Raw genomic sequence first — 12,313 nt, 5'->3', positions numbered from 1 at the left:
CTGCCGACCACGCGCTCCCCAGGCGTCGGCGACGTCCTGGGGACGACGGTCGACCCGTTCTCTGCGGACGCCCGTGCCAACGACGTGGCGCAGCGTTCGCTCGTCGCCGGGCTGCGCGAGCGCACGGCCCGCGCCGCGCTCGGCGGCCCCGAGCCGTCGCGGGCCCGGCACGTCGCGCGCGGCAAGCTGCTGCCGCGCGAGCGCGTCGAGCACCTGCTCGACGAGGGCAGCCCGTTCCTGGAGATCGCACCGCTCGCGGCCGAGGGGATGCTGGGCGGCGAGTGGCCCGGGGCGGGCGTGATCGCGGGGATCGGGGTCGTCGAGGGGCGCCAGGTCCTGGTCGTGTGCAACGACGCGACGGTCAAGGGCGGCACGTACCACCCGCTCACGGTCAAGAAGCACCTGCGGGCGCAGGAGATCGCGCTCGAGAACCGGCTGCCGTGCATCTACCTCGTCGACTCGGGCGGCGCGTTCCTGCCGCTCCAGGCCGAGGTCTTCCCCGACCGCGACCACTTCGGCCGGATCTTCTACCACCAGGCCCGGCTCTCGGCCGCGGGCGTCCCGCAGATCGCGGCGGTCCTGGGCTCGTGCACCGCGGGCGGCGCGTACGTGCCCGCGATGAGCGACGAGACGGTGATCGTGCGGAACCAGGGCACGATCTTCCTCGGCGGCCCGCCGCTCGTGAAGGCCGCGATCGGTGAGGTCGTCACGGCCGAGGAGCTGGGTGGCGGCGACCTGCACGCGCGCCGCTCGGGCGTCACCGACCACCTGGCGGAGGACGACGAGCACGCGCTCGCGATCGTGCGCCGCATCGTCTCGACGCTCCCGCCCGACCCGGCGCCCGCGTGGGCGGTCCACGAGAGCGCCCCGCCGGTCGTCGGGCAGGACGACCCGGGCGGCCCTGGCGAGAGCCTGTACGGCGCGGTGCCGGTCGACGTCCAGGCGCCGTACGACGCGCGCGAGATCGTCGCGCGGCTCGTCGACGGCAGCGTGTTCCACGAGTTCAAGCGCGAGTACGGCGACACCCTGGTCACGGGGTTCGCGCACCTGCACGGGCACCCCGTGGGGATCGTCGCGAACAACGGGGTCCTGTTCAGCCCGTCGGCGCTCAAGGGCGCGCACTTCGTCGAGCTGTGCGACCAGCGCGGCATCCCGCTCGTGTTCCTGCAGAACATCTCGGGGTTCATGGTCGGCACCGACGCCGAGGCCGGGGGCATCGCCAAGGACGGCGCCAAGATGGTCACGGCCGTCGCGACGACGCGCGTGCCCAAGCTGACGGTCGTGGTCGGCGGGTCGTTCGGGGCGGGCAACTACTCGATGTGCGGGCGCGCGTACTCGCCGCGCTTCCTGTGGTCGTGGCCCGCGAGCCGGATCTCGGTCATGGGCGGCCCGCAGGCCGCGTCGGTGCTCGCGACGGTCAAGGCCGACCAGCTCGCGGCGCGCGGCGAGCAGTGGGCGCCCGACGACGAGGCCGCCTTCCGCGAGGACATCCGTTCGCGCTACGAGGAGCAGGGCGATCCGTACTACGCGACGGCCCGGCTCTGGGACGACGGCGTCATCGACCCCGCCGACACGCGCCGCGTGCTGGGGCTCGCGCTCGACGTGTGCGCCCGCACGCCCCTGGCACCGACCGAGGGCCCGCGCTTCGGGCTCTTCAGGATGTGAGGGCCATGCTCCCGCTGCGCACCCCCACCCCGGGCTCGCGCCCCTTCGGCACGGTCCTCGTCGCCAACCGTGGCGAGATCGCGTGCCGCATCATCGGCACGCTGCGCCGCCTCGGCATCCGCTCGGTCGCGGTCCACAGCGACGCCGACGCCGGCGCGCGCCACGTGTCCCTCGCCGACGTCGCGGTACGCATCGGCCCGGCCGCCGCGACGGGGTCGTACCTGAGCGTGCCCGCGATCATCGACGCGGCCCGCGCGACGGGCGCCGACGCGATCCACCCCGGCTACGGCTTCCTGTCCGAGAACCCCGAGCTCGCGCGGGCCTGCGCGGCCGCGGGCATCGTGTTCGTCGGGCCCAGTGTCGCGGCGCTCGAGGCCATGGCCGACAAGATCACGGCCAAGGAGATCGTCGCGGCGCGCGGTGTCCCGGTCGTGCCGGGCAGCACGGGCCGTGACCCCGCGACCGGCCAGGCGCTCGACGACGAGGCCCTCGCCCGGGCCGCGCGCGACGTCGGCTTCCCGCTGTTCGTCAAGCCCTCGGCGGGCGGCGGCGGCAAGGGCATGCAGGTCGTGACCTCGGCCGACGACCTCCCGGCCGCGCTCGCGAGCGCCCGCCGCGTCGCGACCCGGTCGTTCGGCGACGGCACGCTGCTCGTCGAGCGCCTCGTCGCCCGACCGCGCCACATCGAGGTGCAGGTGCTCGCGGACTCGCGCGGCGCCGTCGTGCACCTGGGGGAGCGCGAGTGCTCGCTCCAGCGTCGCCACCAGAAGGTCGTCGAGGAGGCGCCGTCGCCGCTGCTCGACGCCGCGACGCGCGCCCGCATCGGGGAGGCCGCGTGCGAGGTCGCGCGCGGCGTCGACTACGAGGGCGCCGGGACGGTCGAGTTCCTCGTGCCTGCCGACGACCCGGCGACGTTCTTCTTCATCGAGATGAACACGCGCCTGCAGGTCGAGCACCCCGTGACGGAGATGGTCACGGGCCTCGACCTGGTCGAGGCCCAGCTCCGCGTCGCAGCGGGAGAGGCGCTGGGGTTCGCGCAGGAGGACGTCGTGCTGGTGGGCCACGCGATCGAGGCCCGCGTCTACGCCGAGTCCCCGGCGCGCGGCTTCCTGCCCGCGACGGGCGAGGTCCTCGCGCTCACCGAGCCCGACGGCGCCGGGTGGCGTCTCGACAGCAGCCTCGCCGAGGGCGTGGACGTCGGGGGCGACTACGACCCGCTGCTCGCGAAGGCCGTCGCGCACGGCGCCGACCGCGCCCAGGCGCTCGACCGGCTCGACGGCCTGCTCGGGGAGACGGTCGTGCTGGGCGTCGACACGAACATCGGCTTCCTGCGGGCGCTCCTCGCGTCCCCGGACGTCCGGGCGGGAAACCTCGACACGGGGCTCATCGAGCGGTTCGTCGCGGACGGCGGAGTCCCGCCGGAGGCCGCGGCCGAGGGCGACCTCGTGGCGGTCGCGCTGTTCTCGCTCGCGGGGTCGGACGCTCGCGGCGCCACGCCGCACGCGACCGGCCAGTGGGGCGTCGGCGACGGCTGGCGGCTCAACGCCGCGCCCCGCCCGCGCCGGGTCGCGCTGCTCGCCCCGGCCGACGAGCCCCACGAGGTGACCGTGACGGGGGACGCGAGCGACGCCGTCGTGCACGTGGACGACGGCGAGCCCCGGCATGCCTCGCTGACACCGGTCGCGGGGCACGCGTGGCGGTTGGTCGTGGACGGCACGGGCGAGCCCGTGCGCCTCGCGACCGGCCCCGACGGGAGCGTCTGGCTCGCGCGCGACGGCCGGGTGGTCCAGGTCGCCGTCCCGACGCGCGCCGAGCGCCTCGCGCGACGCGCCGCCGCCCGCCCTGACGCGTCCGACCGACCGGACGCCCCCCTGAGCCCCGACGTCCGCGCGGGCATGCCCGGCACGGTCGTCGCGGTCGCCGTCACCGACGGCGAGAGCGTCGCCGCGGGCACGGTCCTCGTCGTGGTCGAGGCCATGAAGATGGAGCACCCGCTCACGGCGCCGCACGCGGGCGTCGTGCGGCTCACGGCCCGCCCAGGTGACCTGGTGCGGCGCGACGAGGTGGTCGCCCGCGTCGAACCACGGCCTGACGACGACGCCCCCGTCCCGGCCGACGGGTCCGCGATCCTGCAGCACCCCCAGGCCGACATCCCGGCCGTCCCCGTCCCCTCCCACACCCCAGGAGCGCCATGAACACCGAGCTCACCGACGACCAGCGCAAGCTCAGCGACACCGTGCGCGAGTTCGCGGACACCGTCGTCGCGCCCGCCGCGTACACGTACGACACCGAGCGCCGCCTGCCGCTCGACATCATCCGCGAGATGGGCGACCTGGGGCTCTTCGGCCTGCCGTTCCCCGTCGAGCACGGCGGCCAGGGCAAGGACTACCTGTCGCTGTGCCTCGCGGTCGAGGCGCTCGCGCGCGTCGACCAGAGCATCGCGGTGACCCTGGAGGCCGGTGTGGGGCTCGGGATCATGCCGATCGTGCGGCACGGGACCGCGGAGCAGCGCGAGCGGTGGCTGCCGGACCTCGTCACGGGGCGGGCCCTCGCGGCATTCGGGCTGACCGAGGCCGAGGCGGGCTCCGACGCGGGCGCCACCCGCACGACGGCGCGGCACGAGCCCGGCCCGGACGGCGGCGGCGGGGTGTGGGTCATCGACGGCAGCAAGCAGTTCATCACCAACTCCGGGACGCCCATCACGAGCGTCGTCACGGTCACCGCGGTCACGGCGGAGGAGGTGCGCACCGACGGGTCGGTGAAGAAGGAGCTGTCGTCGATCCTCGTGCCGTCCGGGACGGCCGGGTTCACGGTCGGGCCGGCGTACGACAAGGTCGGGTGGCACACGTCCGACACGCACCCCCTGACGTTCGAGGACGTCCGGGTCCCCACGGCGAACCTCCTGGGCGAGCTGGGCCGCGGGTACGCGAACTTCCTGCACGCCCTCGACGAGGGGCGCATCGCGTTCGCGGCGCTCGCCACGGGCGCCGCCCAAGGGTGCCTGGAGGAGGCGCTGCGGTACGCGCGGACGCGCAACGTCTTCGGACGCGACATCGGCTCGAACCAGCACATCGCGTTCACGCTCTCGCGCATGGCGGCCCGCGTCCACCAGGCGCGGCTCTGCTACTACGACGCGGCCTCGAAGCTCGCGAACGACGTCCCGTTCAAGGTCGAGGCGTCCATGGCGAAGCTCGTGGGCAGCGAGGCGGCCATGGCGAACGCGCGCGACGCGGCGCAGATCTTCGGCGGCTACGGCTTCCTGAACGAGAACCCGGTGGCTCGCCACTACCGGGACTCCAAGGTGCTCGAGATCGGGGAGGGGACGTCCGAGGTGCAGCTCATGATCATCGCGCGCGGGCTGGGCCTCACGGCCTAGGCCGGGTGCCGAGAACGAGGTTGAGGCCGGCAACCTGCCCAGAACGACCGCAACCTCGTTCTCGGCAGCCCGGGACACACAGCAGACCAGCAGGAAGGAGTGCAGGATGCGGGAGATCGTGCAGCGCGGGCTCTACTACGACGAGCTCGACGAGGAGGTCCGCTACGTCCACCGCCCGGGGCGCACGCTGACCGAGGCCGACAACGTCCTGTTCACGACGCTGACCATGAACACCCAGTCGCTCCACCTCGACGCCGCGTGGGCCGCGACCCAGCCGTTCGGGCAGCGCCTCGTGAATTCGATGCTCACGCTCTCGACGCTCGTCGGGGCCTCGGTCGCGCAGCTCACGCAGGGCACGATCGTCGCCAACCTCGGGTTCGCCGAGGTCGCGTTCCCGCACCCGGTGTTCCACGGCGACACCCTGTACTCCTCGACCGTGGTGCTCGAGAAGCGGCCGTCCGCCTCACGACCCGGGCAGGGGGTCGTGACGTTCGAGCACCGGGGGCACAACCAGGACGGCGTGCTCGTGGCGCGGGCCGTGCGGTCGACGCTCGTGTGGACGCGACCGGCGCACGAGGCGGCCCTCGCCACGACCGCCGCACAAGGCGCGCCGGACGCGGTGGCGCGCGACGTCGTCGGGCAGGAGGGCGGTGCACCGTGACGACCTTCGACCTGGGGCCCGCGCTCCTCTTCTGCCCCGCCGACCGGCCCGACCGCTACCGCAAGGCCGCGGACCGTGCCGACGCCGTGATCCTCGACCTCGAGGACGCCGTCGCGCCGGACCGCAAGGCCGCGGCGCGCGACGCGCTCCTCGCCGAACCCCTCGACCCGGCGCGGACCGTCGTGCGCGTCAACGCGGTCGGGACCCCGGAGCACGCAGCCGACCTGGCCGTGCTCGCCCGCACCGCCTACCGGACCGTCATGGTCCCCAAGGCCGACGAGCGGCTGCCGCTCGACGTGGGCGGGCTCCGCGTCGTCGCGCTGTGCGAGACGGCCGCGGGCGTGCTGGCCGCACCCGAGCTCGCCCGTCGGCCCGGCGTCGTCGCCCTCATGTGGGGTGCCGACGACCTGGTCGCGTCGCTCGGTGGGACGTCGAGCCGGTTCCCCGACGGGACCTACCGGGACGTCGCCCGCGCCGCCCGCTCCGCGGTGCTGCTCGCCGCGGGGGCCGCGGGCGTCGCCGCGATCGACGCGGTGCACCTCGCGATCGACGACCTCGACGGCCTGCGCGACGAGGCGCTCGACGCCGCAGCCGTCGGCTTCGCCGCGACCGCGTGCATCCACCCCTCGCACGTGCCGGTCGTCCGGGCCGCGTACGCGCCCCCGCCGGGCGCCGTCGCGGCCGCCCGTTCGCTGCTCGCCGCGGCCACCGGACACGACGGCGTGTTCGTGCACGACGGCGTGATGATCGACGGCCCCTCGCTGCGGCACGCCGAGGCCGTGCTGCGACGGGCGCGCCTGGCTGGTGCCGCCGACGCCGCCACCGCGGCCGACGCAGCCGCCGACCGCCCAGCACCCGAGTCCCTCCGCACAGGAAGCAGGCCGACATGACGACCGACGGAACCCGGCCGGCGAGCGCGCCGGCCCCCCGGACGACCCCGCGCGCGCCGGGCGTCGCCCACCTCCCTGACGCGGCCACCGCGCTCGACGGCCTGCTGCGCGACGGCATGACGATCGCGGTCGGCGGGTTCGGTCTGTGCGGCATCCCGGCCGACCTCATCGAGGCCGTGCGTGACTCGGGCGTGCGGGGGCTCACCGTGGTGTCCAACAACATGGGCGTCGACGGCAAAGGGCTCGGGCTGCTGCTCGAGAGCGACCAGGTCGACAAGGTCCTGTCGTCCTACGTGGGCGAGAACAAGCTGTTCGCGCAGCGGTACCTCGACGGCGACCTCAAGGTCGAGTTCGTGCCGCAGGGCACGCTCGCCGAGCGGCTGCGCGCGGGGGGCGCGGGCATCCCCGCGTTCTACACCGCCACGGGCGTCGGGACACCGGTCGCCGAGGGCAAGCCCGTCGAGGAGTTCGACGGGCGCCGCTACGTCCTGGAGCGCGGCATCGTCGCGGACCTGGCCCTGGTGCACGCGCACCGCGCCGACCCCTGGGGCAACCTCACGTACCGGTTCACGGCCCGGAACTTCAACCCGCTCGTCGCGACCGCCGGGCGCGTCACGGTGGTCGAGGCCGAGCTCGTCCTGGACGAGCCCCTCGACCCCGACGTCGTCGTCACGCCCGGGATCTTCGTCGACCGGCTCGTGCCCGCGCGGCCACGGGTCAAGGACATCGAGCAGCGCACGGTGCGGCCGCAGGCGGTCGCGGTCGGCGCGCCGACAGCCGCAGGAAAGGACGCCTGACATGCCCTGGGACCGGGACGAGATGGCCGCGATCGCCGCGGCCGAGCTGCACGACGGCGACTACGTGAACCTCGGGATCGGCATCCCCACGCTCGTCGCGAACCACCTGCCGCCCGGCGTGTCCATCACGCTGCAGAGCGAGAACGGGATGCTGGGCATCGGGCCGTTCCCGGTCGAGGGCGACGAGGACGCCGACCTGATCAACGCGGGCAAGCAGACCGTCACGGCCCTGCCGGGTGCGAGCTATTTCGACTCGGCGACGTCGTTCGCCATGATCCGCGGCGGGCACGTCGACATCGCGATCCTCGGGGCCCTGGAGGTCTCCCAGACCGGCGACCTGGCGAACTGGACCGTACCGGGGAAGCTCGTCAAGGGCATGGGCGGGGCCATGGACCTCGTCGCGGGCACGCCCCGGATCGTCGTGCTCATGGACCACGTCGCGCGTGACGGGTCGCCCAAGCTCCGGCACGAGTGCGCGCTGCCGCTCACGGGCGAGGGCGTGGTGGACCGGATCATCACGGACCGCGCGGTCTTCGACGTCCTGCCCGGTCCCGACGACCCGGGTCGTCACCTCGTGCTGCGCGCCGTCGCGCCCGGCGTGACGCTCGACGAGGTGCGGGACGTGACCGAGGCGAGCTACGTCGTCGGGCTGGAAGAACCGGGCGACCCTGCCGGAGTTCCCACACAGTCCCGCACCGGACACCAGGAGGAGTCATGACCGTCGTCGTGGGGTACGCGCGCACCCCGTTCGTGCGCTTCAACGGGGCCTTCGCGACCGTGCCCGCCGCGGTCCTCGGAGCCCACGCGCTGGGCGCGGCGCTCGCGGACGCGAGGCTCACGCCCGACGACGTCGAGCTCGTCCTCGCCGGGCAGGTGCTCCAGGGCGGGGCCGGCCAGAACCCGGCACGGCAGGCCGCCGTCGGCGCCGGCGTGCCCTTCTCCGTACCCGCGATGACGCTCAACGCGGTGTGCCTGTCCGGCATGGAGGCCGTGGTGCAGGCGCACCGGCTGATCACCGCGGGCGAGGCGCACGTCGTCGTGGCCGTGGGGCAGGAGTCCATGAGCCTCGCGCCGCACGCGTGGGTCGGGTCGCGCGCGGGCCAGAGGTTCGGCGACGTGACCCTCGTGGACACGCTCGCGCACGACGGGCTGCGCGACGCGTTCGAGCAGGAGTCGATGGGGCTCAGCACCGAGCGGCACGGCGAGGGGCTCGCGATCGGCCGGGAGGCGCAGGACGCGTTCGCGGCGTCGTCGCACGCGCGGGCCGCCGCGGCCGCGGACTTCCTGCGGGGCGAGATCGCGCCCTTCCAGACGCCCGGGCGCGGCGGCCGGCTCGTCGACGCGGACGACGGCGTACGCGCCGACACCACGGTCGAGGTCCTGGCGCGGCTGCGCCCCGCCTTCCGTGAGGACGGCACCATCACGGCCGGGAACGCCTCGCAGATCTCCGACGGCGCCGCGGCCCTCGTGCTCGTGAGCGACGAGGAGGCCGCACGGCGGGGCCTGACCGGCGCGCGCCTCCTGGGGCACGCGCTCGTCGCCGGGCCCGACGTCTCGCTGCACGCGCAGCCCGCGAACGCGATCCGTGCGGCCTGCGGGCGCGCCGGCCTCGCGGTCGACACGCTGTCCGCGATCGAGATCAACGAGGCCTTCGCCGCGGTGGCCATCGCGTCGACGGACCTCCTGGGCGTCGATCCCGCGATCGTCGACGCCAACGGGGGTGCCATCGCGCTCGGGCACCCCATCGGGGCGTCGGGCGCGCGGATCGTGGGTCACCTCGCGCGGCGGCTCGCGGCGCTCGGCGGCGACGCCGTGGGCGCGGCGGCGCTGTGCGGCGGCGGGGGCCAGGGCTCGGCGGTGGTGCTGCAGGGGTAGCGGCTACCGCCCGACGACCAGCTGCTACAGGTCGCCCTTGCGCTGCAGGTAGCGCATGGCGCCCCAGCCGATCGGGATGCGGGCCCAGTAGGTCGCGAGGCGGAAGAGGAACGTCGCCGACGTGGCGAGCGCGGGCGGGATGCCGGCCGCCGTCAGGCCGACGATGAGCGCCCCCTCGATCGCACCCAGGCCACCGGGTGTCGGGACGGCTGCGCCCGCCGCGTTGCCGACCAGGTAGATCACGGCCACGTCGACGAGCGCGAGCTCCTGGCCGAACGCCGCGAGGGCCGCGTCGAACGCGAGCACGTAGCCGAGGGTCATGACGATGTTCCCGCCGAAGCCGAGGGCCAGTCGGCCCGGCTGGCTGAGCATCTCGGACAGACGCGGCCACACCTGCTGGACGGTCGGCCGGATCTTGGCGAGCACCCAGCGCCGCACCGCAGGGACGAGCAGCGTCGCGATGACAGCGAGGGCCACCCCGGTGATGGCGAGCAGGACCGTGGTCGAGGGCAGCTTGATGAGTCCGCCCGACCGGGCCGTCATCGACAGGACCACCAGCAGCAGGATCGTGATGACGAACTGCGACACCTGCACCAGGGCGACGGTCGCGACGGCCATGGGCGTCGACACGCCGCGCTTGGTGAGCATGCGCAGGTTGAGCGCCGCGGGCCCGATCCCGGCCGGGGCCGCGAGGGCCACGAACGACCCGGCCATCTGGGTCAGCGTCGCCCGCATCATGGGCAGCTTGACGGGCGAGAAGGCCACGAAGGTCAGGGCGGCGCCGAACCAGGTGAGGACGCCCAGCGCGAACGAGACGACCGCCCACCAGGGGTTGGCCTCGGAGACCGCCGCGGTGATCTGCTGGAAGTTCATGGTCGTGACGACCACGGTCACCGCGACGATCGTCAGGGTCAGCGTGATGATGGTCCGCGCCCCGAAGCGCGTGATGCGCTGGGGCTCGACGTCGGTCTCGGGGAGCCGCTCGACGAGCGCGGCGCGCAGGTCCTTGAAGAGCTCCTTGTTGGCGCGCATCTCCTCGCGCGTGCTGACGGGCAGCGCGATCGACTGGAGCAACGGGCCGATCGCCGCGATGTCCTCGCCCGGCAGCACGCTCACGGCCGAGGCCACGGCGCGCTCGGCACCCACGCGCAGCGCGAGGAGCGCGACCATCTGTGTGAGGTCCATGCGGCGCGACAGCTCGGAGGACGCGATGTCGCCCTGCTCCCAGCCGGTCAGCCAGACCTTGACCTCGGAGTCGTCGGGGATCTCCGTGCCGCTCCGGGGGCTCAGGTCGACGGCTGCGGACCCGGTGCCCGGTCCCGACCCGGCGGGGTGCGTCGCGGCCCCTCCGGGTTCGCCGCGGCTCACGAGCATGACGTCGGAGGTCAGCGCGCGGTGCGAGAGCCCGGCGTCGTGCGCGAGCTGGATCTGGTGCCAGGCCTCGGTGAGGACGGCGTCCGTGACCTCGTCGTCGGGCAGGTCGCGCAGCGACACGGCACCCACCGCGTGCTCCTGGACCAGGATCATCGAGTCGTCCGACTCGGCGACGCCGAGCAGTCGCGGCGTGCGGACGCCCGCGGCCCTCGCCGCGTAGGCGAGGAGGGCGGTGCGCTCGGCCACGGCCTTGAGCGAGATGGCGGCGCGTCCCTCGATGCCGCGCAGGCGCAGCGAGCGCCAGAGCCGGGTGAGGAAGCCGACCACCTGCCGGTCGCCGTCGAGCACGACGACGTCGCGGCGCACCCCGTCCTCGGTGAACATCGCGTAGACGCGGTTGTCCCCGGACCGGGCGAGGGCGATGGCGGCGGGGTCGGACGGTGCCTCGGCAGGTTCCACGACTCCCTCGCCCAGGGCGCCCGAGAGGTGGTCGCCCGTGATCCGCGCGTCGGCGGTCAGCGCCGAGTCCTCGTCGGACCCGGCGACCCGGACGACGCCGACGTGGACCTCGCCCGTGATCTCGCCGTCGGCGTTGACCTCGGTGATGGGGTCCTCGGCGGCCTCCGCGAGCTCGGCGGGCTGGGATACGTCGCGGACGCGCACGAGCGCGGTGGGCGAGTAGCCGGCCCGGCGGACGCCGTCCACCAGGTGCGGGCCGTAGGCGCGTTCGCTGCGGACGCCGGACACCCACCGGACCGTGTTTCCCGCGATGCGGCCGAGCAGGAGCGTGATGATCGCACCGGGCAGGGACACCTGGGCCGTGATCAGGACGACGCCGAGCGCGATGAACAGCAGGTTCCAGGACCAGGCCACCGTCCGGCGTCGGGTGCGGGGACCCGCTGCGGTGAGGAGCCCGCTGATCGCGGCGACGTAGCCGGGGATGCTGAGCTGCCACTCGCCCCGGATCCGGACCGAGAGACCCTGCACGAGGTCGTCGGACCCGAACGTGAGCACCGAGTAGGTCACGGCGATGCCGAGGATCATGCCCAGCGCGGCGGCGGCGATCGACTCGACGACCTGCCGTCCGAGCTTGCGGATCCCCAGCTCGATGAGGACCGCCGTGGGGATCGCGAGGGTCACGAGACCTTCGAGGACCGCGACCGGGATGAACAGGATCCGCGCGAGGAGGTCGGAGAAGCCCTGGACGTCCTCGGCGACGCCCGCGGTGGTGCCGTGCGCGTACACGGACATGAACATGACGAGCGCGACCCCCAGCGCGCACAGCACGATCCCTACGAGGTCGCTGGGGTGGCGGACGCGGGACTCGGGGGTGTCGACGACCATGACGGTCGGGTCGGTGCCGTCGCCGGCGGGGCGCGGGGTCGTGAGGAACGAGCGGAACGAGCGGGGGTCCGGCGCGGGATGCTCGACGCCGGAGCGTGCCCCGACCTCGTGCACCTGCGGGCGCGGCCCGGCCGTCGCCGGAGGGCCGGCCGGGTCGTGAGCGCGCGCAGACATGCTTGCGAGTCTAGGGCTGAGGGTCCCGGGAGGCGCGGTATTACGCCACTTTCGGTCGGGTGATTTGCCCGTTTGGCCCCGGTGTTCCGGGTGCTTCGGCGCGCGAGTGTGACCAACGTCCAGCACGATGAACGCAGGCAGCGCTCCCACCTGACCT

Annotated in this window: 9 protein-coding genes; 8 read left to right on the top strand and 1 reads right to left on the bottom strand. The window is 74.3% G+C overall.

Annotated elements, in window-relative coordinates:
* Nucleotides 1-36 precede the first annotated feature (36 nt).
* The 8 genes from JOD48_RS18775 (at nt 37) to JOD48_RS18740 (ending at nt 9,264) form a co-directional block, all read left to right on the top strand.
* Nucleotides 37-1,665 carry a carboxyl transferase domain-containing protein gene (locus tag JOD48_RS18775; protein ID WP_239528259.1) on the top strand — a complete coding sequence of 543 codons (1,629 nt, stop codon included), beginning with the start codon at nt 37-39 and terminating at the stop codon, nt 1,663-1,665.
* Between the two features lie 5 nt (nt 1,666-1,670).
* The gene (locus JOD48_RS18770; RefSeq protein WP_204810063.1) at nt 1,671-3,860 is read left to right on the top strand and encodes an acetyl/propionyl/methylcrotonyl-CoA carboxylase subunit alpha; all 2,190 of its coding nucleotides are present in this window, start codon (nt 1,671-1,673) and stop codon (nt 3,858-3,860) included.
* Nucleotides 3,857-5,041 (top strand): acyl-CoA dehydrogenase family protein, encoded by a 1,185-nt coding sequence (locus JOD48_RS18765; RefSeq protein ID WP_204810062.1) that lies wholly within the window; start codon nt 3,857-3,859, stop codon nt 5,039-5,041. Before JOD48_RS18770 ends, JOD48_RS18765 begins: the two co-directional genes overlap by 4 nt.
* Nucleotides 5,042-5,147: 106 nt before the next feature.
* Complete coding sequence (locus JOD48_RS18760; RefSeq protein WP_204810061.1) at nt 5,148-5,702, top strand: MaoC family dehydratase; 555 nt, start codon at nt 5,148-5,150, stop codon at nt 5,700-5,702.
* Complete coding sequence (locus tag JOD48_RS18755; RefSeq protein WP_204810060.1) at nt 5,699-6,592, top strand: HpcH/HpaI aldolase/citrate lyase family protein; 894 nt, start codon at nt 5,699-5,701, stop codon at nt 6,590-6,592. The genes JOD48_RS18760 and JOD48_RS18755 overlap by 4 nt, the downstream gene beginning before the upstream one ends.
* 116 nt (nt 6,593-6,708) lie before the next feature.
* Complete coding sequence (locus JOD48_RS18750) at nt 6,709-7,389, top strand: CoA transferase subunit A (protein ID WP_239528255.1); 681 nt, start codon at nt 6,709-6,711, stop codon at nt 7,387-7,389.
* A gap of 1 nt (nt 7,390) precedes the next feature.
* Nucleotides 7,391-8,107, top strand: coding sequence for a 3-oxoacid CoA-transferase subunit B (locus JOD48_RS18745; protein ID WP_204810058.1), 717 nt, complete (start codon nt 7,391-7,393; stop codon nt 8,105-8,107).
* Nucleotides 8,104-9,264 (top strand): acetyl-CoA C-acyltransferase, encoded by a 1,161-nt coding sequence (locus JOD48_RS18740; RefSeq protein WP_191790143.1) that lies wholly within the window; start codon nt 8,104-8,106, stop codon nt 9,262-9,264. The genes JOD48_RS18745 and JOD48_RS18740 overlap by 4 nt, the downstream gene beginning before the upstream one ends.
* A 24-nt stretch (nt 9,265-9,288) precedes the next feature.
* Here JOD48_RS18740 and JOD48_RS18735 read toward each other — a convergent pair whose 3' ends face one another.
* Complete coding sequence (locus tag JOD48_RS18735) at nt 9,289-12,156, bottom strand: lysylphosphatidylglycerol synthase transmembrane domain-containing protein (RefSeq protein WP_225226861.1); 2,868 nt, start codon at nt 12,154-12,156, stop codon at nt 9,289-9,291.
* Nucleotides 12,157-12,313 lie beyond the last annotated feature (157 nt).

It is taken from the genome of Oerskovia paurometabola, assembly GCF_016907365.1.
Lineage (GTDB): Bacteria > Actinomycetota > Actinomycetes > Actinomycetales > Cellulomonadaceae > Oerskovia > Oerskovia paurometabola.
Note: the sequence above shows the minus strand (reverse complement) of the source record. Positions and strands in the feature narration are given on the sequence as shown.

Excerpts from the sequence above, each read along its gene's own strand:
- JOD48_RS18735 (WP_225226861.1), bottom strand. The coding sequence starts at position 12,156 with ATGTCTGCGCGCGCTCACGACCCGGCCGGCCCTCCGGCGACGGCCGGG.
- JOD48_RS18745 (WP_204810058.1), top strand. The coding sequence starts at position 7,391 with ATGCCCTGGGACCGGGACGAGATGGCCGCGATCGCCGCGGCCGAGCTG.
- JOD48_RS18760 (WP_204810061.1), top strand. The coding sequence starts at position 5,148 with ATGCGGGAGATCGTGCAGCGCGGGCTCTACTACGACGAGCTCGACGAG.
- JOD48_RS18740 (WP_191790143.1), top strand. The coding sequence starts at position 8,104 with ATGACCGTCGTCGTGGGGTACGCGCGCACCCCGTTCGTGCGCTTCAAC.
- JOD48_RS18770 (WP_204810063.1), top strand. The coding sequence starts at position 1,671 with ATGCTCCCGCTGCGCACCCCCACCCCGGGCTCGCGCCCCTTCGGCACG.
- JOD48_RS18765 (WP_204810062.1), top strand. The coding sequence starts at position 3,857 with ATGAACACCGAGCTCACCGACGACCAGCGCAAGCTCAGCGACACCGTG.
- JOD48_RS18750 (WP_239528255.1), top strand. The coding sequence starts at position 6,709 with ATGACGATCGCGGTCGGCGGGTTCGGTCTGTGCGGCATCCCGGCCGAC.